Here is a 19,413-nt window from a genome sequence, read left to right as displayed (position 1 = left end):
GGCGCCAGAGCCGTCTGGCACGGCGCGCTCCCGCCGGGCCGATCGCCGCGGCGTCGTCCTCGGCCGCCTACAGCAGCGTTCCCGCCAGCGCGCGGTAGTCGTCGACCGGCGGTGAGCCGTGGCCCAGCGGCTGGAGGCAGACGTGGTCGGCTCCGGCGTCGAGGTGGGTGTGCACGGCGTCGGCGATCGCCTGCGGGGAGCCGTGGGGGATGACGGCGTCGACGAGCCGGTCGCTGCCGCCGTCGGCGAGGTCGCGCTCGTTGAAGCCGAAGCGCAGGAGGTTGTTGGTGTAGTTGCTCAGCCCCAGGTACACGGTGGCGTAGGAGCGGGCGATCACGCGCGCCTGCTCCGGGTCCTCCTCCACGACGACCGCGACCTCTGGCGCGACGAGGCGCTCGGGGCCGACGCGCTCGCGCGCGAACCGCGTGTGGTCGGGCGTCGTGAAGTAGGGGTGGGTGCCGAGCGACCGCTCCGCGGCGAGGTCGAGCATCTTCGGACCCAGCGCGGCGGCGACCCGCTCGTCGCGCGGCACCGGCTGGGGCCCGGCGTCCAGGCCGTCGAAGAACTCGCGCATGGTCTTCAGCGGCTGGCGGTAGTCGCTGGTCGCCTCGGGGTGGCCGATGCCGACCCCCAGCAGGAAGCGTCCCGGGAACGCGCTGCGGACCTCGGCGTGGGCGGCGGCGACGCTTGCCGGATCGTGCTGCCAGACGTTGAGGATGCCGGTCGCGACGGTCAGCGTGCTCGAGGCCTCGAGGAAGGGACGAGCATCGTCGACCGACGGGCTGCCGCCGAGCCACAGCGCTCCGTACCCGAGCCGCTCGATCTCGCGCACGGCCGCGGTGCCCAAGCGACGCGGCATCCAGATCCCGATCTGTCCAAGGCGCATCGTCACAGGGTGCCACGCGCGACCAGTCCGCCCGGCTCAGGGCGCCCGGGCTCCGGCCATTGACAGTTGGCCCAATCGCCGGTGAGCGACGCCGCTGCGTGATTAGTGTGCGTCCATGGCTGCCGTCGCTCACCGAACGAGGGGTCCCGCGACGCCGGTCGCGCCGGCTCCGTCGTTCGCCCCGGCCATCGCCGCTGCCACGGTGTTCATGGCCTCCGGGGCGGTCCTCGTGCTCGAGATCCTCGCCGTCCGGCTGCTGGCGCCCTACGTCGGGCTGACGATGGAGACGACGACCTCGATCATCGGCGCCGCGCTGGCCGGCATCGCGCTCGGCGCCGCGTTCGGCGGCTGGCTCGCCGATCACACCGATCCCCGGCGCCTGGTCGTGGGCCTGCTGATCGTCGGCGGCCTGTTGTCGCTGCTGACCGTCCCGGTGGTGCGCTGGCTGGGGCCCGGAGCGCGCGACGGCGGCCAGCTGTCGGCGCTCGGGATCACGCTGCTGTCGCTCGTCCCCAGCGCCGCCGTCCTCAGCGCGGTGTCACCCACCATGGCGCGCCTGCAGCTGCGCGACCTGCGCGCGAGTGGCACGGTCGTCGGGCGCCTGTCGGCCTGGGCGACGGCGGGCGCGCTGGTCGGCACGTTCGGCACCGGCTTCGTGCTGGTCCCGCTGCTGCCGGTCAGCACGGCGGTGCTGGCGATCGGGGTGGTCCTCGTGCTCGCCGGCCTGCTGCTGGGCGGGTACACGCGCGCGCTCGGGCGGGCGGGCGCCGCCGGGGCGATCGCGGCGACCATCGCCTTCGCGCTGCTGGCGGCGACCCGCGACTCGCCGTGCGACGCCGAGAGCACCTACCACTGCGCGCGCGTCGAGGTCGACGCGGCGCGTCCGACCGGCCGTGCGCTCGTGCTCGACGACCTGCACAACTCCTACGTCGACCTCGCCGATCCGACGCACCTCGAGTACCCCTACACCAAGTGGATCGCGCAGGCGATCGACGCGACCGCGGGGGCGCCGCGCCGGCCACGCGACGTCGTCTTCGTCGGCGGGGGCGGGTTCACGCTCCCGCGCTGGCTGACGGCGACGCGCCCCGGATCGCACGCGCACGTGCTCGAGGTCGACCAGAAGCTCGTCGACCTGGACCGCAGGCGGCTGGGCCTGCAGACGTCGCCCGCGCTGCGCGTGACCGTGGGCGACGCCCGCACGACGCTGCGCACCGAGCCGGACGCCAGCGCCGACGTCGTCGTGGGCGACGCCTTCGGCGGCCTCTCCGTGCCGTGGCACCTGACGACGCGCGAGTGGATCGAGGACGTCCGGCGCGTGCTGCGGCCCGGCGGCGTGTACGCGCTCAACGTCATCGACTTCGGCCCCCACGGTCTGCTGCGCGCCGAGACCGCGACGCTGCTGGGGCTGTTCGCCGACGTGCAGCTCGTCGCGGTCCCCGGCGAGGACGGGCTGCCCGGTGACGGCAACGCGGTGCTGCTGGCCTCCGATCGGCCGCTGCCCGGCAACGGCGGCACCGACGCCGGCGGCGCGTTCACCTATCCGCGCGCCGACGTCGTCGCGTACGCGCGCGGCGGCGAGCAGCTTCGCGACGACTACGCGCCCGCCGATCAGCTGCTGACGCCGCCACCGTCGTCGTAGGGGAACACTGGCCCAGAGGGCCAGGTTCCCTTGCGGGTGTTCGCCCAGGGGGCGAAACCCGCGGGCGGATCAGGGACCGGCGCTTCTAGGGTGCGACCATCGCCCGCATGGCCGAGATCGCGGTGACGGTGGGGGACTCCGGTGAGGCGTATGTGTCGCTGGTGGTCGGGAAGCCGCCCGGGGTGCGCCACTCGGTCGCGCTGGACGAGCTCGACGCCGCCGACCGGATCCCCGCGCTGGACGGGCTGGTGCTGGACTTCGACTATTACGGGCGCGTGGTCGGTCTGCGGGTCACCGGCGCGGCGGACTCGGTGCTCGCGCCGTCGCTGCTGGAGACGGCTGTCCGCGCATCGCTGGAAGAACCCGGCGGTTCTTGACCGCGCGCGGGCGCGGGTGGAGGCTCGGAGGCCATGTCCTCCGGTCAGCAGGGCCTGCCCTCGCTCGTCGACAGCCTGAAGGCCTACGTCGACGAGCTGCCCGCCGGCGACCGGGCCGACGCGCTGCATCAGGTGTTCTACGGCTTCTACACCCGCGTCGCGATCATCGACCGCAGCACCCACGAGCTCGCCGCCCACGCCAAGGAGGACGCCGGCGCGCTCCCGGACGTCCCCGGCGTGCTGGCCGAGGCGCTGCGCGACAACGCGCTGTTCGTCGGCCAGGAGCTCTTCGCCGGCCGCGTGCGCACGATGCGCGCGATGGGCTACATCTCGAGCCGGCTGGCCGCGGAGCTCGACGGCGGCGAGCCCCCGCGGCCGTTCACCCTGACCCATGCGGTCGCGTTCGACCAGGCCGAGGGACGCCTGCGCACCTACGACCTGTCGCGCCCCGGCGAGCACCCCGACCTCCCGTACGACGCGCGCGCCTACGACCCGCACGACGGCTGAAAGCGGAAACGGAGCCCGCCCGCCCCCTACGCCACCGCGCCCACGAGCGCGCCGATGCCCGACGTGATGGCCATGGCCACCGCGCCCCACACGACGACCCGGATCGTGGCGCGGCGGCGGGGTGCGCCGCCCAGCCGGGCGCCGAGGTCGCCGAGGAGCCCGAGGGCGAGCAGCGTCACGACGACGGCCACGGGAATGCGGACCGAGGCGGCCGCCACCGCCACGGCGATCAGCGGCAGCGCCGCGCCGGACGAGAACGACAGCGCCGAGGTCCACGCCGCCTGGAACGGACGCGCGAGGCGCTCCTCGTCGAGGCCGAGCTCGTCGCGCGCGTGGGCCTCGAGGGCACCGTTGCGCGAGAGGCTCTGCGCCACCTGGCGTGCCAGCTCCGGCGCGAGCCCGCGGCGCTCGTAGATCCCGGCGAGCTCGCGCAGCTCGCCCGCCGGGTCCTGGCGCAGCTCGCGCTCCTCCAGGCGGATGTCGGCCTGCTCTGCATCGCGCTGGGAGCTGACCGACACGTACTCGCCGGCCGCCATCGAGAGCGCTCCGGCGACCAGGCCGGCGATCCCGGCGGTGATGATCGCCGTCCCCGACGCGCCCGACGCCGCGACGCCCAGCACGAGGCTGGCCGTCGACAGGATCCCGTCGTTGGCGCCGAGCACGGCGGCCCGCAGCCAGTTGGAGCGGTGGCTGAGATGGACCTCGGGTCTGGTCGACGTCGCACGCACGCCGCAGCGACCGTACTCCTGGCACGCCATCGCACGCCGGCGACGGGTGCGCGCGTCGTGCTGCAGGACGAGCCGCGTCGCTTCAGGACGCGAGCTGCTCGGGCACGGCGACCGGTCGGGGTCGCGGCTGGGCGGTGTCGTCGCCCAGGTGCGCCTCCGACCACTCGTAGAGGGACATCAGCAGCCCGGTGATGCTCCAGCCGAGCGGGGTCAGCGAGTACTCGACGCGGGGCGGCACCTCGGGGTAGGCGCGGCGCTTGACGAGGCCACGGCGCTCCAGGAGGCGGAGCGTCTGGGTGAGCGTCTTCTTCGAGATCTCGCCGACCTCGTAGAGGACCTCGGAGTAGCGGCGCGTGCCGGAGGCGAGCAGATACAGGATCTCGACCGACCACTTGCTCGAGATCAGGGCGAGCGCCTCGCGCGTGCCCTGCACCATCTCGTAGTCCGAGACCTCGGGCGAGGGCGACGGGACGCTCTGGATGTGCTCTGCGTGGCTCTTCATGACGGGAGCGCGGGCGCGCATGTTCCCTCCTGCATCGTGATGCATCCAGGCAACCGCGTTTCGGCGGCCCGGCAACAAGCCCCACCGCTCACGCGACACACGAGGTCGATCACCGGCCGGCCGGCGACACGACCCTTCAGGCCGCCAGGGCCACGCCGAGCGTGACGGACCGCAGGACGTCGGCCGCATGCTCCTCGCGATCGAGGGCGGCGCGGTAGACGGTGTAGGCGGCGTGGCGCTCGCGTGGAACCGTGCCGACCCAGGCGTGGAGCGCCTCTCTGGCGTCGTGGGCGGCGAGCAGCCAGGCGTCGAAGACGTCCTCGAGGCGGCGGCTGCCCTTGCGGCCCCACCCGCTGGACTGGAGGTTGGTGATCATGGGTGAACGATCGCGCGAGGCGCGGCGCTCGCAACAGGACGTGACGCTCGTCCGAGCGCGGCTCCCGATCATCGGCGGCGGGCGAGCGGCGTGGGCCGGGCGGAAGCTTCGCGCGCACGTCTCAGCCGATCGCCCATCCGCATCCCCGGTGGCTCACGGCCACCCAGAATCCGTTGCGTGGCCAACGACCATCATGCTCAGCGTCCGGGACCGCACCGGCTGCTCGTGCCCGTCGATGGCTCACCCGAGACCGCGGACGCGCTGAGGCTGGCCGTGAGCCTGGCACGCGGGCTCCGCGCGACGCTGACGCTCTTGGGCGTCGGCCCGCTGACGGAGCCTCCGATCCCGGGGACGGCGCTGGCCGCCTACGGCGCGCTCCTGCTGCCCGAGGAGGAGCAGGAGGAGGTCGACCGCCAGGCTCTGAGCCGGCTCGACGAGACGGTCGCGCAGCTGCCCGGCGACCTCGACGTCCGCACGGCCCTGGGCGCAGGGTCGGCTGGGCCGGCGATCGTCGAGGAGGCCGCCACCGGGGTCCATGACCTCATCATCCTGCCCTGGCACGGCAACGGGACGGTCGGCCACCTGCTGCACGATCACACCGCGCACCACGTCCTGGAGCACAGCCGCATTCCGGTGATGGTCGTCCCGACCGTCCCGGACGAGCGGGCGCGCGTCACGTCATGACGCGACCCAGCGGCGGCGCGTCAGTCGGCGCGCCGCGCGGCGCGCCGGAACCGCACGTCCCCGCCGCCGCCCAGGGGCAGGTCGGCCGCGACGACGGTCCCGCCCGTGGCCGGGCTGTCGATCCGCAGCCGCCCCTCGAGCACCGCGACCCGGTCGCCCAGGCCCGCGAGCCCGTGACCGTCGTGGCGGGCGCCTCCGACGCCGTCGTCGCGCACCTCGATGTGCAGCATCTGGCCGTCGACGAAGGCCGACACCGCCGCGCTGCTGGCGCGGGCGTGCTTGACGACGTTGGTGAGCGCCTCGGCGACGACGAAGTAGGCGGTCGCCTCGATCGGCGGGGGCAGGCGCTCGCCGGGGACCTCGACGGTGACCGGCAGCGGCGCGCTCGTGACGAGCGAGTCGATCCCGGCGCGCAGCCCGCCGCGGGTCAGCGTCGACGGCAGGATGCCGTGCGAGAGCTCGCGCAGCGACCGCGTGGCCTGCTCGGCGTGGTCGAGGGCCTCGTCGATCAGCCGGCCGGTCCCGCGATCGCTGCGCTCCAGCGCGCGGCGCGCGAGCTTCAGCGCGATGACCGTGTGGACGAGGCGCTGCTGCGCGCCGTCGTGCAGGTCGCGCACCAGGCGGCGGCGCTCCTCCCACGTGGCCTCCACGACGCGCGCGCCCGAGGCGCGGACCGCCTCGATCCGGATCCGCTCGGTCTCCATCCGGCGCAGCTCCTCCTCCAGCGCGAGGCGGCGGTTGGCCTCCTCGGCGCGCTGGCGGGCGCGGTCGGCGATCACGCTGGCGACGATCGCCGTGACCATCATCACGAGGATCGCGGCGCCGTCGGAGCCCGCCGAGATCCGGAAGCTGTGCTTCGGCGCGGCGTGGAAGTAGTCGAGCGCCAGCGCGCTCGCCACGGCGGTCGGCAGCCCGAGCCAGAGCCCCCAGTAGGTCGAGACCAGCAGTGCCCCGAGCACGTAGAGGACGCCGCTCGACACGCCCGGATCCAGCCCGGTCAGCGGATAGAGCGCAAGTGTGACGGCGGCGACGATCGTCCCGGCCACCACGACCCCCAGCAGACGCGAGCTCACGCGGCGAGGGCGATGCCCCTCGCGGGGGTGTCGGGGACGGCGGCCAGCCGGCGCGCCCGCGTGAGCGCGTGCAGGAACGCGGCCGTCGGCCGATGCTCGGTGTTGGAGCGCGTGACGATCGCCGTCTCGAGCACGAGCTGCGGCGACTCGACGGGCAGGAAGCGGATGCCGGGCGCGGTGTAGCGATCGGCGACCGACTCGGGCAGCAGCGCCATGCCGGCGCCCGAGGACACGGCGAGCAGCGCGTGCTCGACGTGCGCCTCGCCGAGCTCGACGAGCGTGGGGGAGAAGCCCGCGTGGCGACAGGTCGAGACGACCGCGTCGTAGAACGCCGGGTTGGACTGGCGGGGCAGCACCACGACCTGCTCGGGCGCGAGCTGCTCGAGGTCGATCGCCGGGCGGGTGGCGCGCGGGTCTCCGGCGGGGAGCGCGGCGACGGCGCGCTGGGTGCCGAGCCCGTGCACCTGGAGCCCGCGCGTGGGCGCCGGCAGGCAGACGATCGCCGCGTCGAGCCGCTCCTCGCGCACGGCGTCGATCAGGCTCAGCGCGGGTCCGGTCTCGAGGCTGGTCTGCACCTGCGGCGTGCCGGTGGCGAGGCTGCGCAGCGCGCGCCCGACGGAGGCCGGCAGCGCGTCGGGGAGGTAGCCGACCCGCAGCCGCATCGTCTGGCGGTCCCGCGCGGTGCGGGCGGCCTGCTGGGCGACCTGCGCCTGACGCAGGACGTGGCGCGCCTCCTGCAGCATCGCCAGGCCGGCGTCGGTGAGCTCCACCCGCCGCTGGTTGCGGTCGAAGAGGCGGACGCCGAGCTCCTGCTCCAGCTTGCGGACCTGCTCGCTCACCGCCGGCTGCGCGACGTGCAGGCGCTCGGCCGCGCGCCGGAAGTGCAGCTCCTCGGCCACGGCAACGAAGTACCTCAGATGCCGGAGTTCCATGGCGATGCCTCCTCGGTGCGGTGGGTGGGGAATCGGGGTCTGGTGGCGAGCCCGCGCACCGCCTCCACGAGCTCGGTGGGACCGCTGTCCTCGACGAGCAGGGCATAGTCGCCGCGGCACCGCGGCCGGTCCGCGGCGGCGGCCGTCGCCAGGATCAGCAGCCCGACGCCGGCGCGCTGCGCGTCGGTCACCAGCGCGCCCGCCCGGTCGAGGGCCTCGAGCTCGGTGCCGCCGAGGTCCAGCACCACGACGTCTGGGCGGAGCGCCCGGACCAGCATCCCGGCCTCGTCGCCGCCGGTCGCCTCGCCGACGACCGTGATGTCGTCGGCGTCCTCCAGCAGGGCGCGGAGCCCGGCGCGGTGCAGCTCGAACTCGTCGGCGACCACCACGCGGATGCTGCGCGGCACGACGAGCCGGAGATGGCGCACCGGCCGGATCCGATCGCGTGTGGGGCGCCGTTCCAGCGTTGCGGGGTGGGCTGCGGTGAGCATGGATCCATCTCACCCGGTCGGGGGATTGCGCGCCAGCCCCCCAAGCCCGACGACGCGGTCCGACTTCCCTGACGGCGAGGTCGGGCTAACCCGACGCCGATCCACATGTCGGGTTTTCCCTACCCCGCGGGCCCTGGCGTAGTGCGAAGATCGGCGCGGATGGACACATCTGTGCTTGTCGTGGACGACGACGCGGGCTTCCGCAGCTTGGCCGTGAGGATCTTGCGGGGCTGCGGCTTCCGCGTGATCGGGGAGGCGTCGACGCGCGCGTCCGGGATGGCCGCGGCGCTCGATCTGCGCCCCGACGCGGTGCTCGTCGACGTCCGCCTGCCCGACGGCGACGGCATCCGCCTCGGCCACGCGCTGGCCGCGCTGCCGTGGTCTCCGCGGATCGTCCTGACGTCCAGCGACAACGACGCCGCGGGCGAGGTCGCCGCGAGCGACGGCGGACTCCTGCCGTTCGTGCCCAAGGACCAGCTGCCGACGGCGCCCCTGCTGCGCCTGCTGGCGATCGACTAGCGGACCCCGGGGCCGGGGGAGTAGCGTGGCCATCGTGTCGGAAGGCGTACGGGTGGTGATCGGGGAGGACGACGTCCTGCTCAGGACCGGCGTGGTACGCGTGCTCACCGACGCCGGCTTCGACGTGGTCGCGCAGGCCGGCGACGCGGAGGACTTCCTGCGCAAGGCGCTGGCGCACCGGCCCGACGTCGCCGTCGTCGACGTGCGGATGCCGCCCGGCCTCGGCGACGACGGCCTGCGCGCGGCGCTCGAGCTCCGGCGCCAGCGCCCCGACACCGGGATCCTCGTCCTCTCGCAGTTCTACGAGGAGGACTACGCGCTCGACCTGATCGGTGAGCGCCCCGAGGGCGTCGGCTACCTGCTGAAGGAGCGCGTCGGCGACGTCGAGGCGTTCGCCGACGCCGTGGGCCGCGTCGCGGCGGGGGGCAGTGCGCTGGACCCCGAGATCGTCGGGCGGATGCTCGGCCGGCGGCGCGGCGACAGTCCGCTGGATCTCCTGAGCCCGCGCGAGCGCGAGGTGCTGGGGGCGGTCGCGGAGGGCAAGTCCAACCACGGGATCGCCCAGGCGCTGTTCGTGTCCGACGCCGCGGTGGAGAAGCACGTCACGCACATCTTCAGCAAGCTCGGGCTCAACCAGAGCCCCAACGAGCACCGGCGGGTGCTGGCGGCCATCACGTACCTGCGCAGCGCCGGGCGCTGAGGCGCGTGACGGCTCCGGCTCAGTTGCTGGGCGGCCGGTCCGCGCGGCGGGCCGGGATCACCGGCCGGAGCCTCAACGACTCCGTCACCAGCTCGCGCTGGCGCATGTGCAAGGGGACGCTCTGGCCTTGCCGGACCAACTCGGTGACGCGTGGAGTGAACATGTCGTCATGGTGCCGCGTGCGAGAGGGCGTGTCTGCCCGGCCAGTGCCCGTCTGAAGTTCCGGCCAGCCCGACTTCTGCCCTACGGACCGTCGGAGCACGTGACCGATGAGTTGCGCGGCTTCGCCGGGTCATGACGAACGAAGCCCAAGGCAGGACGACGAAGAGGAGCGCACCATGAGCCTTCCGCAGATCGTGTCGCGAGACGCGTGGCTGGCCGCCCGCAAGGCGCTGCTGGCGCGCGAGAAGGAGGCGACCCATGCCCGGGACGCCCTGAACGTGGAGCGGCGCATGCTCCCGATGGTCGAGATCACCGCGGACTACGCCTTCGAGGGACCGGAGGGCAAGGTCGGCCTGCTCGACCTGTTCGCCGGCCGACGCCAGCTGATCGTCAGCCACTTCATGTTCGACCCGCGCTGGGAGGACGGCTGCCCGAGCTGCTCGGCCGGTGCCGACGAGTGGTCGCCGGGCCTGCAGGCCCACCTCGACGCGCGTGACACGCGGCTGGTCTACGTCTCGCGCGCGCCGCTGGCCAAGATCGAGGACTACAAGGCGCGCAGGGGCTGGACCTTTCCGTGGTACTCGTCGCATGGCAGCGACTTCAACTACGACTTCGGGGTCACGGTCGACGAGTCGGTCGCGCCGGAGACCTACAACTACCGCAGCCGGGCGGAGTACGAGCGCCAGGGCCAGGGCTCCTACTTCGAGGGCGACCGCCCGTTCGAGCAGCCGGGCCTGAGCGTGCTCCTGCGCGACGGCGACCGGGTGTTCCACACCTACTCGAGCTTCGCGCGCGGGGCCGAGTGGACCGGCGGCTCCTACGCCTTCCTGGACCTGACCCCGCTGGGGCGCCAGGAGGACTGGGAGGAGCCCAAGGGGCGTGCGGCGTCCGCGCACGCCGCGAATCCCGACTTCGCGGTCTCCTCGGGCGACTGAGCCCACCCGCGCCCGTCCGGGCGTTCCGACCTGCCCGCCCTTTAGCTCGGCGCGGTAGCGTCGCCTCGATGGCGTCTCCGGGCACGACAGCCGCGCTGATCGGCCGCGTGCGCGCGTTCGGTCGTCGCCACAGCCTGGCGCTGACGATCGTCGGATCGCTGGGGACGCTGGCGCTCCTCGTCTTCGTGCTGTCGGGCCGCCGGCAGCAGTTCGAGGACGCGCTGTCGAGCGCGGCGCCGGCGGTGCTCGTCGTCACCGTGCTGCTGCAGATCGTCGCGCTGGTGTCGCGCAGCGAGGCGTGGCACCTGTCGATCGAGGCGGCCGGCGGGACGGTGGGGCGGCGCGTGCTCTACCGCGCGTCGAGCATGCAGGTGCTCGGCGGGGTGCTCAACGGCCAGCTCGGGGTGGCGGCGCGCATCGCCGCGCTGCGGCGCTCGTCGCCGGTGGTCAGCCCGCAGGTGCCGACGCTCATCGCGGCCGAGTTCCCGATCCTCGCCGTTGAGGCGGTGCTCGCGGCGCTGACGTCGTTCACGCTCGTGGCGCCGCTCGGGCTGCCGTGGTGGCTGCCGATCGTCGCGCTCGCGGTGATCGGGACGGCCAGCGCCGGCCTGCGCCAGCTCGCGCTAAGCGAGGGTCGCGAGCTGTGGCGCGGGCTGGCGATCGCCCGGCGGCTCAACCACGGCAGCCGGCTGGTCGGCTTCGTGCTGATCGCGGTGTTCGCCCAGATCTTCCGCAACTGGATGATGCTCCACGCCGTCGGCGTGCAGGCGTCGTTCTTCGACGCGATCGCGGTGCTCATCGCCGTCGTCACCCTCGGCCAGCTGCCGATCGGGCCGTCGGTCGGCGCGGCGGCGGCCGTGCTCATCCTCGGCAGCCAGGGCGTCGCCGCGGCCGCCGCGGCGGGCGTCCTGCTCACGGTGACGGGCACCGTCGGCGGCCTGTGCTTCGCGGCGTGGGCGGGCGGCGACACGCTGTGGACCGGCACCCGGTGGGCGCGGCTGCGCCACGCCCGCCGGACGCAGGAGCCGTGAGGTCCCGGCGCGCGCGCCCTCAGCCCGCGGCGCCGGCGGCCCGGCCGATGTCGGCGTCCATCGCGCGCAGGTACGGCGCGACGAGCTCGCCGTACTCCACCTTGCGCGCGGCCGGCAGGTCCTTCCAGCCGGTGACCGAGACGCGGCAGCGCGACGTGCCGCACAAGCACACGGCCGGGAAGTGATCGATCGTGAAGTTGCGCATGGCGTAGTCGAACGTCAGGGTCTCCCCGGCGCCGATCGAGCGGCGGGCGACGAAGTCGAACGCCTGCGCCGCGTTGAGGCGCACGCCGCAGTTGGGGTCGCACGAGTGGTTGACCATCGGGCCGAGGCCGCCGTGGCGCGCCCAGCGGCCCGGGCCGACCTGCGTGGCATGCGAGTCGTTGCCCGTGAGGGCGCCGACGAGGAAGCCGACCATGACGGTGTCACCGGTCGCGAACGGACGGGTCGCCAGGACGCCTTCGCCCTGCTCGTCGTCGGCGCTGCGAAGCTCGACGCCCTCCTCCTCGGAGACGGTGTCGGTGGACGGCATGGGCGGACGGACATGGGGCAAGGGAACCCCTTTCGGTTGACGCCCTCGAACGAAGAGCATAGCCGCGTGCGGCCCGCAGCCGGCCGGTGGACGGCCGCGAGAGCGGCTATGACGACGGGGCTACACTAGGTGTCCGGGCGTCTATCGAAAGGGTCGTCATGACCCGTAGTTGTTGCCCATCCTGCCGTCTGCGGTTCTCCCGCGCGACGGCGACCCAACTTGCGGCATGCCCGTTCTGCGCGCAGCCGCTGCAGCTCGTCCCGTCGGCCTCCGTCCTCGGGTTCAAGCTCATCGCCGTCGACGTGCTCTCCAGCGACGACGTCGCGGCCGAGCAGGCCGTCGCGCTGGCGGTGGCCCTACCGGTCCCGAGTCAGGAGCCCGCGCCGGGGCGCAGGACGTAGCGACGGGGCGCCTGTGCGTGGCTGCGCCCGATGTCGCGCTGGCGCATCCCGTGCAGCCCGCCGAGACCGGCGCGCGTCGTGGGCGCCGCCTCGGCCTCCTCCGGCTCCCAGTCGTGCGACGTGATCCAGGCCAGGATCGCCGCGGACTTGGCGCCCTCGGCCATGATCGCGGCGCGCTCGATGACCGCGCCGCCGGACGGATGGCGCCGCGAGAGGCGCTCCACCAGCTGCCGGATGGCCTCGTCGTCAAGCTGCTCGAAGGTGGTGCTGGTCATCGTCGGAAGACCTTCCCGAGCCCGGATCGCCCGTGGCGCCCGCAAGCTCGATCGGTGAACGGGTCTTCCTTCGCCCCGCAGGAGCGGGAAATGGCCCTTGACGACGCAGTCTACTCCGTCCCCGAAGGGGCCCTTCCCGCAGGCGAGAGAGCCAGCTGGCACTGCGTCAGGGACGGATGTGTTTGCCATGCGCGACGGCGTGCGGCATGCTCGGCCGGTGCGGATCGGAGCGACGTTCGAACCGGTCGCCGCGGCCTGGTACCGCGGCGTCTATCCGCTGGAGGCCATGGCCCGCCGCGGGCATGAGATCGTGTGGCCGCAGAACGACACCGGCCACCCGGTCGTCCGCGAGCTCGGGAGCTGTGACGCCGTCTTCGTCTACCGCCGGCACGAGCAGGCGCTGCGCGACATCCTCGCGGGCCTGGCCGCTCGGGGCGTGGGCATCGTGTGGGACAACGACGACGACCTCAGCGCGATTCCCAAGGACAGCCCGTGGTTCAAGGAGGTCGGCGCGCTGCGGGGCCAGAAGCGATTCAGCGACACGGTGCGGCTGGCGAAGCTCGCGCACGTGGTCACGGTGACCACCGAAGGCGTCGGTGCCCGCTACGCCGGTGCCGGCGTGCAGGAGGTGCGGGTCATCGACAACCACCTCCAGCACAAGACGAGCCGTCGCCGGCGCAAGCACGACGGGATCGTCGTCGGCTGGATCGCCGGGACCGAGCATCGTGTGGACGCGCGCCTCCTACGGCTCGGGGAGGTCCTGCGAGCGCTCCAGGAGGTCCACCCGGAGCTGCGCGTCGAATGCGTGGGCGTGGATCTGCAGCTGCCCGAGCGCTATCGCCACCGGGCGGGGCTGCATTTCGAGCGCCTCCCCGACGTGATGACCACCTTCGACATCGGGCTCGCCCCGCTCGCGGACGTGCCCTTCAACCGCGCACGGTCGAGCATCAAGGTGAAGGAGTACGCGGCTTCCCAGGTGCCGTGGCTGGCGTCGCCGCGGGCCGCGTACCAGGGGCTCGGGGAGCGGCAGGGCGGCCGGCTCGTCGACGACGAGCACTGGTTCACGGCCCTCGATGCGCTGATCCGGGACGGCAAGGCGCGAAAGCGCCTCTCGCGCGCTGGGAAGTCGTGGGCCAAGACGCAGACCGTCGAGGTCGTCGCCGACCGCTGGGAGGCGGCGTTCGTCGAAGCGAGCACGCGCGCCCGAGACGCCGCGCGCCGCTGAGACGCCGGCGCACGCCTGGCGCGAACCGGGTCACGCTGCCATGATCGACCGCATGGCGGTCGTTACGGAGCATGAGGTCGATCAGATCGAGCAGGCCAACGCGTCGGGCAAGACGCCGGTGGTGTTCATCCATGGCCTGTGGCTTCTGCCGAGCAGCTGGGATCGCTGGGCGCAGGTCTTCGAGGAGGCGGGGTACTCGCCGCTGATGCCGGGCTGGCCCGACGATCCCGACACCGTCGAGGAGGCCAACGCGCACCCCGAGGTCTTCGCGAAGAAGAGCGTCGGCCAGGTCGCTGACCACTTCGACCAGATCATCAGCCGGTTGACGGTCAAGCCGGCGGTCATCGGCCACTCCTTCGGCGGCCTGCTGACCCAGATCGTCGCGGGCCGTGGCCGCGCCGCGGTCTCGGTCGCGATCGACCCGGCGCCGTTCCGCGGCGTGCTGCCGCTGCCGATCTCCGCCCTGAAGTCGTCGCGGCCGGTGCTCGGCAACCCGGCCAACCGCAACCGCGCAGTGCCGTTGACCTACGAGCAGTTCCGGTTCGGCTTCGCCAACGCGGTCGACGAGGACGAGGCCAAGGAGCTGTACAACACCTACGCCGTGCCGGCCGCGGGGACGCCGCTGTTCCAGGCGGCGACCGCCAACCTCAACCCGTGGACCGAGGCCAAGGTCAACAGCAAGAACCCCGAGCGCGGGCCGCTGCTGATCATCTCCGGTGAGAAGGACAACACGGTCCCCTGGGCGATCGCGAACGCGTCCTACAAGAAGCAGAAGCGCAACGACTCCGTGACCGAGATCGTCGAGATCCCGAACCGCGGTCACGCGCTGACGATCGACAGCGGCTGGCGCGAGGTCGCCGACACCGCGCTGGCGTTCGTGAAGCGCTTCGCGTAGGGGTCTACGCCGCCTGCGGTTGCGCGGTCGCGGGCGCCGGCGTCTCGGTCTCCGCCGCGGGCGCCGGTGCCGCCGCGCGCGGCCAGGGCGCGCGCCCCAGCGGCTGCTCGGCGCCGGACGCGGCCCAGAGCTCGTGGGTCACGTGCGGCACCACCGGCTCGGCGAGGCGCAGCAGCAGGCGCAGCGCGGCGGCCACGGCGAGCGTGTCGGCGCGGTCGGGCGCACCGGCCTCGGCAGTCGCCCGGGCCTCGAAGGCCTCGATGCGCTCGAGCAGGAGCATCATGTTGCGCGTGGCGCGATGGGTCTGGAGCGACTCGAGGTTCTCGGTGATGCGCTGCCGCCCGGTGGCGCAGCAGAAGGCGAGGCGACGGCGCCGGCCGTTGGACGCGTCGATCCGCGCGCCGGCGTCGGGCGCGGCCGCCCGCAGGCGCGGCTCGGCGAAGTCCCAGAGACGGTCGAGGAACCGCGCGCAGTGGTCGAGCACGCGGCCGTCGAACGTGACGCTCGTGGCGGGCGCGGCGGCGTGCAGCAGCGCGAGGCGCAGGGCGTCGGCGCCCACCGCGGCGTCGCTCGGACCGCCATCGACGTCCCCGGTCAGCAGGGCGCTCGCGTACGGCTCGCCGCCCGCCGGCGACTGCTCGGGCGCGGCGCCGTGCAGCGCCATGGCGACCGTGCGCTCGGCCAGCACGGCGCGCGCGTCGGCGGTGCCGTGCAGGCGCACCGCGACGGCGATCCGCTGCGCCCAGGCGCCGGGGCCGAAGTCGATCGTCCCGGGATCCTGGACGGCGGTGGCGCCGCAGCGCGGGCAGTCCCGCGACGCGGCGGAGGCCAGCGGCAGCTGGTCCTCGGCGACCGGGACGTCCCCGCATGCGTCGCAGAGGACGACCGGGACCGGCGCGCGGCCCGGGGCCCCCAGCACCGAGACCGGCACGTCGGTGCACCGGAAGCGCACCGCCGCGCGCGTGCGGATGCGCTTGCCTCCCGCATCCCAGTTGGCGGCGTTGCCGCACAGGCGGTCGAGGACCTCCTGCGGATAGCGCTCCACCTTCGGGATGCCCAGCACCGCGGTCGGGCCGAAGCGCGCGTCGACCGCCGTCGACAGCACCAGCGGCAGCGAGTGGCCGATGCCCTCCACGCGCAGCAGGACGCCGGTCACCAGGACCGTGTCCTGCGCGAGCGTTGCTCGCGGATCCTCGTGCGCCCCGCTGCACAGCGCGGCCAGCGGCTCGCGCTGGGCGTCGGTGACCCAGCGATCGACGTCGGGATGGCGGGGCGACATCAGCGCGAAGACGCTGTCGGGCACCGCGTCGGCCACCGTCGAGAAGAGCTTCAGCTTGCGGCCGTCGAGCGTGGCCGCATCGACCTCGACGCCCTCGACCCGCCCGACCGCCTCGCGCTGAGCGGCGAGCGCCGCCTCCGGCCAACCCGCGAGGGCCGCGATGCCGCGGTGGTTGTCGTCGTCGAAGTCGCGCGCCCGCAGTCGCCACGTGCCGTCGCCGGCGTGGTGGAGGCGGCCGGCCGCCAGCAGCTCGAGGAACCGGCGCTGCACGCGCTCGGTTCCGACCGGTCCGCACGGTCCCTTCTCGAGATCGATGTCGAGCGAGAGGCCGAGCTGCGCCGGCGGCGCCGACAGCGCGAGGAGGACGGCGTCCCCGCTCGCCCTCCGGAACCGCGCGTGGGCGTCGGCGACCACGCAGTCCCGGACATGGGCAAGAGTGCTCTCGTCGTGGTCGGCCGCCCCCTCGCGGCCGGCCACGACGGCCGCGGCGGTCTCCTCGCCGTCGGCGCCCGACGGTGGCCCCGCGGCCGCCCAGGTCTCCTGCCACCGCCGCTCCACGGCGGCGACGTCGTACGTGGGCGTGGCGGTCTCGCGGACCTGGCTGTCCTTGACGTACATCGGGGACCTCGGCTGTCGCCTGCGTTTCGTGATGCGCCCGACGGGATTCGAACCCGCGTCTACGACGTACTAGGCCGGTGCTCTTGAGGAGACTTCGGTCGGCGAATGACGTGCGGGGGTCCGGAGTGCCGGCTTCAGCCGCCGACAGACCTCATAAAGGCTTCGACTCGAATGGCTGCCGCCCGCCCGGTTCGCTTCCCTGGTTCTACCTGCTGACCATTGAGCTACGGACGCTCGTTGCTGCTCGGCGACCGTACGTCGGCCACGGGCGGCTGTCAAGGCCGACGACGACAATTTCTCATCGGTCGTACCGGCTGCCGGTTGGCTCTGGACGACCGGTGGTGAGGGAGGCAGACTGCACGCCTCGCCGTGGTGGTCAACCGGTCGCTGACCCATGCCTTTTCGGCACTGCCGGAAATGCGCCGGATGGCATGTCACGGTGACTCACGGCCACGGGGCATTGCTGACAAACGGCTCACGCCCGGCGGTCGCCCACAGCTCCTCGGCGATGTGCGGCGTCAGGGGAGCCAGCATCTGCACCAGCAGCAGCAGCGCGCCGGCGATCGCCCGCCGGTCGTCGTCGTCGAGCGCGCCGCGCGCCTGCAGCGCCCGCTCCTCGAAGTCCTCGATTCGCGCGAGCAGCCGCATGAGGTTGCGCGCCGCCTGGTGCAGGTCCAGCCGCTCGTAGTCGCCCGCGACGCGGTCGGCCGCCGTGCGGCACCACGTCGACAGCCGCCGGCGCCAGCGGTCGGAGGGCTCGATGGCGCCGACCTCGACGGCCTCGGACTCCCGCAGCCGCGGCCCGGCGTAGCGCCAGAGCCGGTCGAGGAAGCGCTGGCAGTAGCTGACGGGCTGGTCGTTCCAGTTGAAGCTGTTGCCCGGCGCCGCCGCGTAGAGCACGGCCAGGCGGACCGTGTCGGCGCCGACCGCCGCGACGAGCTCGTTGGGGTCGACGACGTTGCCCAGGTGCTTGCTCATCTTGCGCCCGTCGAGCCGCACCATCTCGTGCATGAGCGCCCGCGTGAACGGCTCGGAGTCGCTGAGCCGCGGGAGCACGTCGAAGTCCTGCAGCAGCTTGCCGATCAGGCGCTGGTCGAACATGTAGCCAGCGGCATCGGCGCCCCACACGATCTGGCGGGCCGGCAGCCACCGGGCGTAGTCGGGGTGGTCGAACATCGCCTGCGGCCGGTCCTCGAACGGCACGCAGATCGGCATCCACATCCACATCCCGTCCACGTGGCAGTCGATCGTGTCGCTGCTGCGCCGCGCGGGCGCCCCGCACGCCGGGCACGTGCACGCCGTGAACGCGGGGTCGTCGAGCGCGTTGCCCTCGCCCGTGATGTGCAGGTCGTCGGGCAGCCGGACCGGGAGGTCCTCCAGCGGCACGGGCACCGTCCCGCAGTCGTCGCAGTGGATGAGCGGAACGGGGGCGCCCCAGGCGCGCTGGCGCGAGATGGGGATGTCGCGCGCCCGGTAGCGCACCGCCCGCCGGGTCGCCGCGGACGCAAGCGGCGGCCCGTCTGCACCGGGGTCTGTCCCCAGCCCCAGCCGGTCGGCGATCCGCCGGTCGGTCGGGTCGCCCGCGGGGATCCCCAGCACGGCCGTCGGTCCGAACCGCGCGTCGACCAGCGGGGAGACGACCACCGCCAGCAGGGGCCCGACGCCGTCGACGCGCACGCGCGCACCGGTGTCGACGATCGCCGCCGCGGCGGCGTCGCGGTCGGAGCGGACGCTGCCGCCGGCCTCGTGCACGCGGTCCAGCTGGGCCTGGATCTCCGGCGTCGAGGCCCACTCCTCGACGTCGGGGTGCGACGGCGACAGCGCGACGAACCGGGCGCTCGCCAGCGCCTCGCCGTGCGGCGTGAACACCGTGAGCGTGCGGCCGTCGGGGGCGATCGCCTCGACCTCGACGCCGTCGACGCGGCCGATCACCGTGCGCTGGCCGGCCGCCGCCGCGCGCGTCCACCCCGGCAGGGTCTCGAGCCCGGCCTCGTTGGCCTCGACGTAAGCGCTGATCCGCATGAACCACTGCGCACGGCGCACGAGCCGCACCGCGCCGTGGCAGCGCCAGCACCGCCCGCCCTCGGCCTGCATCGTCGCCAGCACGCTGCGGCACGAGTCGCACCAGTTGACCTGCGCCGTGCGCTCGTAGACGAGCCCGCGCTCGAGCATCGCGGCGAAGAGCCACTGCGTCCAGCGGTAGTGGTCGGGCTGCGACGAGTCGAACGTCCGCGCCCAGTCGCACGAGTAGCCGAGGCGCTCGAACTGCCCGCGCATCCGGGCGATGCAGCGCGCGACCCACGCCTGGGGTGAGATGCCGCGCCGCAGCGCCTCGAGCTCGGCGGGCAGGCCGAAGGCGTCGAAGCCCAGCGAGAACAGGACGTCGAGCCCGCGGGCGCGGCAGAACCGCGCGTAGGCGTCGGCGATCGTGTAGCTGCGGATGTGCCCCATGTGCGCGTCGCCCGACGTGAACGGGCAGCCCGCGAAGACGTAGGCGGACTCCCGCTCGCCCGCGGGCGGCGTAGCGAACGCCGACGCGTGCCGCCAGGCCTCCTGCCAGCGCGCCTCGACGGCCGCGGGGTCGTAGGCGACGACGGGAGACGAATATGTGCGTGAGTCGGTGATTCACCGATCGTAGGGCTGCGC

22 protein-coding genes and 1 tRNA gene are annotated in these 19,413 nt (G+C 73.7%); 11 read left to right on the top strand and 12 right to left on the bottom strand.

Annotated elements, in window-relative coordinates:
• Positions 1–67: 67 nt before the first annotated feature.
• Positions 68–886 carry a TIGR03620 family F420-dependent LLM class oxidoreductase gene (locus VK501_RS01450; protein WP_324333896.1) on the bottom strand — a complete coding sequence of 273 codons (819 nt, stop codon included), beginning with the start codon at positions 884–886 and terminating at the stop codon, positions 68–70.
• A 115-nt stretch (positions 887–1,001) separates the two neighbouring features.
• Here VK501_RS01450 and VK501_RS01445 point away from each other — a divergent pair, with 115 nt between their 5' ends.
• The 3 genes from VK501_RS01445 to VK501_RS01435 all read left to right on the top strand — a co-directional run bounded on the left by VK501_RS01445 (position 1,002) and on the right by VK501_RS01435 (position 3,409).
• Positions 1,002–2,525 carry a fused MFS/spermidine synthase gene (locus tag VK501_RS01445; protein ID WP_324333894.1) on the top strand — a complete coding sequence of 508 codons (1,524 nt, stop codon included), beginning with the start codon at positions 1,002–1,004 and terminating at the stop codon, positions 2,523–2,525.
• Between the two features lie 107 nt (positions 2,526–2,632).
• Positions 2,633–2,902, top strand: coding sequence for a hypothetical protein (locus VK501_RS01440; RefSeq protein WP_324333892.1), 270 nt, complete (start codon positions 2,633–2,635; stop codon positions 2,900–2,902).
• A gap of 33 nt (positions 2,903–2,935) precedes the next feature.
• A complete protein-coding gene (locus tag VK501_RS01435) occupies positions 2,936–3,409 on the top strand; it encodes a hypothetical protein (RefSeq protein ID WP_324333890.1) in 474 nt (157 codons plus the stop codon).
• A gap of 26 nt (positions 3,410–3,435) precedes the next feature.
• Here VK501_RS01435 and VK501_RS01430 read toward each other — a convergent pair whose 3' ends face one another.
• From VK501_RS01430 to VK501_RS01420, 3 genes are all read right to left on the bottom strand, one after another.
• Entirely contained in the window at positions 3,436–4,167 is a 732-nt protein-coding gene (locus tag VK501_RS01430; protein ID WP_414641035.1) for a VIT1/CCC1 transporter family protein, read from the bottom strand.
• Between the two features lie 52 nt (positions 4,168–4,219).
• Positions 4,220–4,660 carry a helix-turn-helix domain-containing protein gene (locus VK501_RS01425; RefSeq protein WP_324333886.1) on the bottom strand — a complete coding sequence of 147 codons (441 nt, stop codon included), beginning with the start codon at positions 4,658–4,660 and terminating at the stop codon, positions 4,220–4,222.
• Between the two features lie 115 nt (positions 4,661–4,775).
• Complete coding sequence (locus VK501_RS01420) at positions 4,776–5,015, bottom strand: hypothetical protein (protein ID WP_324333884.1); 240 nt, start codon at positions 5,013–5,015, stop codon at positions 4,776–4,778.
• A 177-nt stretch (positions 5,016–5,192) separates the two neighbouring features.
• Here VK501_RS01420 and VK501_RS01415 point away from each other — a divergent pair, with 177 nt between their 5' ends.
• Positions 5,193–5,699, top strand: coding sequence for a universal stress protein (locus VK501_RS01415; RefSeq protein ID WP_324333882.1), 507 nt, complete (start codon positions 5,193–5,195; stop codon positions 5,697–5,699).
• A 20-nt stretch (positions 5,700–5,719) separates the two neighbouring features.
• Here the strand turns inward: VK501_RS01415 and VK501_RS01410 are convergent, their stop codons facing one another.
• From VK501_RS01410 to VK501_RS01400, 3 genes are read right to left on the bottom strand one after another with little or no spacing between them, the layout of a single operon-like run.
• Positions 5,720–6,772 (bottom strand): DUF4118 domain-containing protein, encoded by a 1,053-nt coding sequence (locus VK501_RS01410; RefSeq protein WP_324333880.1) that lies wholly within the window; start codon positions 6,770–6,772, stop codon positions 5,720–5,722.
• On the bottom strand, positions 6,769–7,704 hold the full coding sequence (locus VK501_RS01405) for a LysR family transcriptional regulator (protein WP_324333878.1): 936 nt from the start codon (positions 7,702–7,704) through the stop codon (positions 6,769–6,771). The genes VK501_RS01410 and VK501_RS01405 overlap by 4 nt, the downstream gene beginning before the upstream one ends.
• Positions 7,686–8,132, bottom strand: coding sequence for a hypothetical protein (locus VK501_RS01400; protein WP_324333876.1), 447 nt, complete (start codon positions 8,130–8,132; stop codon positions 7,686–7,688). The genes VK501_RS01405 and VK501_RS01400 overlap by 19 nt, the downstream gene beginning before the upstream one ends.
• 222 nt (positions 8,133–8,354) lie before the next feature.
• Between VK501_RS01400 and VK501_RS01395 the strand changes: the two genes are divergently transcribed.
• The 4 genes from VK501_RS01395 to VK501_RS01380 all read left to right on the top strand — a co-directional run bounded on the left by VK501_RS01395 (position 8,355) and on the right by VK501_RS01380 (position 11,542).
• Entirely contained in the window at positions 8,355–8,714 is a 360-nt protein-coding gene (locus VK501_RS01395; RefSeq protein ID WP_324333874.1) for a response regulator, read from the top strand.
• Between the two features lie 34 nt (positions 8,715–8,748).
• Positions 8,749–9,414 carry a response regulator transcription factor gene (locus tag VK501_RS01390; protein ID WP_324333872.1) on the top strand — a complete coding sequence of 222 codons (666 nt, stop codon included), beginning with the start codon at positions 8,749–8,751 and terminating at the stop codon, positions 9,412–9,414.
• A 338-nt stretch (positions 9,415–9,752) separates the two neighbouring features.
• Positions 9,753–10,511, top strand: coding sequence for a DUF899 domain-containing protein (locus VK501_RS01385; protein ID WP_324333871.1), 759 nt, complete (start codon positions 9,753–9,755; stop codon positions 10,509–10,511).
• Between the two features lie 68 nt (positions 10,512–10,579).
• The gene (locus VK501_RS01380; protein ID WP_324333870.1) at positions 10,580–11,542 is read left to right on the top strand and encodes a hypothetical protein; all 963 of its coding nucleotides are present in this window, start codon (positions 10,580–10,582) and stop codon (positions 11,540–11,542) included.
• Positions 11,543–11,561: 19 nt separating this feature from the next.
• Here the strand turns inward: VK501_RS01380 and VK501_RS01375 are convergent, their stop codons facing one another.
• Positions 11,562–12,074, bottom strand: coding sequence for an SET domain-containing protein-lysine N-methyltransferase (locus tag VK501_RS01375; protein WP_324333868.1), 513 nt, complete (start codon positions 12,072–12,074; stop codon positions 11,562–11,564).
• Between the two features lie 158 nt (positions 12,075–12,232).
• Between VK501_RS01375 and VK501_RS01370 the strand changes: the two genes are divergently transcribed.
• Positions 12,233–12,475, top strand: coding sequence for a hypothetical protein (locus VK501_RS01370; protein ID WP_324333865.1), 243 nt, complete (start codon positions 12,233–12,235; stop codon positions 12,473–12,475).
• Here VK501_RS01370 and VK501_RS01365 read toward each other — a convergent pair.
• On the bottom strand, positions 12,445–12,750 hold the full coding sequence (locus VK501_RS01365) for a hypothetical protein (protein ID WP_324333864.1): 306 nt from the start codon (positions 12,748–12,750) through the stop codon (positions 12,445–12,447). The genes VK501_RS01370 and VK501_RS01365 overlap by 31 nt on opposite strands.
• 187 nt (positions 12,751–12,937) lie before the next feature.
• Between VK501_RS01365 and VK501_RS01360 the strand changes: the two genes are divergently transcribed.
• Both VK501_RS01360 and VK501_RS01355 read left to right on the top strand, forming a co-directional pair.
• Entirely contained in the window at positions 12,938–13,975 is a 1,038-nt protein-coding gene (locus VK501_RS01360; protein ID WP_324333862.1) for a hypothetical protein, read from the top strand.
• A 52-nt stretch (positions 13,976–14,027) separates the two neighbouring features.
• A complete protein-coding gene (locus VK501_RS01355; RefSeq protein ID WP_324333860.1) occupies positions 14,028–14,870 on the top strand; it encodes an alpha/beta hydrolase in 843 nt (280 codons plus the stop codon).
• Positions 14,871–14,874: 4 nt separating this feature from the next.
• Here VK501_RS01355 and VK501_RS01350 read toward each other — a convergent pair whose 3' ends face one another.
• The 3 genes from VK501_RS01350 to VK501_RS01340 all read right to left on the bottom strand — a co-directional run bounded on the left by VK501_RS01350 (position 14,875) and on the right by VK501_RS01340 (position 19,392).
• On the bottom strand, positions 14,875–16,767 hold the full coding sequence (locus VK501_RS01350; RefSeq protein ID WP_324333858.1) for a class I tRNA ligase family protein: 1,893 nt from the start codon (positions 16,765–16,767) through the stop codon (positions 14,875–14,877).
• A 32-nt stretch (positions 16,768–16,799) separates the two neighbouring features.
• Positions 16,800–17,001, bottom strand: a tRNA-Thr gene (locus tag VK501_RS01345).
• 210 nt (positions 17,002–17,211) lie between these two features.
• Positions 17,212–19,392 carry a class I tRNA ligase family protein gene (locus tag VK501_RS01340; protein WP_324334114.1) on the bottom strand — a complete coding sequence of 727 codons (2,181 nt, stop codon included), beginning with the start codon at positions 19,390–19,392 and terminating at the stop codon, positions 17,212–17,214.
• Positions 19,393–19,413 lie beyond the last annotated feature (21 nt).

The organism is Baekduia sp. (genome assembly GCF_035318805.1).
GTDB lineage: Bacteria > Actinomycetota > Thermoleophilia > Solirubrobacterales > Solirubrobacteraceae > Baekduia.
Note: the sequence above shows the minus strand (reverse complement) of the source record. Positions and strands in the feature narration are given on the sequence as shown.

What these genes read in the sequence shown, in the direction of transcription:
- VK501_RS01450 (WP_324333896.1), bottom strand. Translation starts at nt 886, where the DNA reads ATGCGCCTTGGACAGATCGGGATCTGGATGCCGCGTCGCTTGGGCACC.
- VK501_RS01445 (WP_324333894.1), top strand. Translation starts at nt 1,002, where the DNA reads ATGGCTGCCGTCGCTCACCGAACGAGGGGTCCCGCGACGCCGGTCGCG.
- VK501_RS01440 (WP_324333892.1), top strand. Translation starts at nt 2,633, where the DNA reads ATGGCCGAGATCGCGGTGACGGTGGGGGACTCCGGTGAGGCGTATGTG.
- VK501_RS01435 (WP_324333890.1), top strand. Translation starts at nt 2,936, where the DNA reads ATGTCCTCCGGTCAGCAGGGCCTGCCCTCGCTCGTCGACAGCCTGAAG.
- VK501_RS01430 (WP_414641035.1), bottom strand. Translation starts at nt 4,167, where the DNA reads ATGGCGTGCCAGGAGTACGGTCGCTGCGGCGTGCGTGCGACGTCGACC.
- VK501_RS01425 (WP_324333886.1), bottom strand. Translation starts at nt 4,660, where the DNA reads ATGCGCGCCCGCGCTCCCGTCATGAAGAGCCACGCAGAGCACATCCAG.
- VK501_RS01420 (WP_324333884.1), bottom strand. Translation starts at nt 5,015, where the DNA reads ATGATCACCAACCTCCAGTCCAGCGGGTGGGGCCGCAAGGGCAGCCGC.
- VK501_RS01405 (WP_324333878.1), bottom strand. Translation starts at nt 7,704, where the DNA reads ATGGAACTCCGGCATCTGAGGTACTTCGTTGCCGTGGCCGAGGAGCTG.
- VK501_RS01395 (WP_324333874.1), top strand. Translation starts at nt 8,355, where the DNA reads ATGGACACATCTGTGCTTGTCGTGGACGACGACGCGGGCTTCCGCAGC.
- VK501_RS01385 (WP_324333871.1), top strand. Translation starts at nt 9,753, where the DNA reads ATGAGCCTTCCGCAGATCGTGTCGCGAGACGCGTGGCTGGCCGCCCGC.
- VK501_RS01380 (WP_324333870.1), top strand. Translation starts at nt 10,580, where the DNA reads ATGGCGTCTCCGGGCACGACAGCCGCGCTGATCGGCCGCGTGCGCGCG.
- VK501_RS01375 (WP_324333868.1), bottom strand. Translation starts at nt 12,074, where the DNA reads ATGCCGTCCACCGACACCGTCTCCGAGGAGGAGGGCGTCGAGCTTCGC.
- VK501_RS01370 (WP_324333865.1), top strand. Translation starts at nt 12,233, where the DNA reads ATGACCCGTAGTTGTTGCCCATCCTGCCGTCTGCGGTTCTCCCGCGCG.
- VK501_RS01365 (WP_324333864.1), bottom strand. Translation starts at nt 12,750, where the DNA reads ATGACCAGCACCACCTTCGAGCAGCTTGACGACGAGGCCATCCGGCAG.
- VK501_RS01360 (WP_324333862.1), top strand. Translation starts at nt 12,938, where the DNA reads ATGCGCGACGGCGTGCGGCATGCTCGGCCGGTGCGGATCGGAGCGACG.
- VK501_RS01355 (WP_324333860.1), top strand. Translation starts at nt 14,028, where the DNA reads ATGGCGGTCGTTACGGAGCATGAGGTCGATCAGATCGAGCAGGCCAAC.
- VK501_RS01350 (WP_324333858.1), bottom strand. Translation starts at nt 16,767, where the DNA reads ATGTACGTCAAGGACAGCCAGGTCCGCGAGACCGCCACGCCCACGTAC.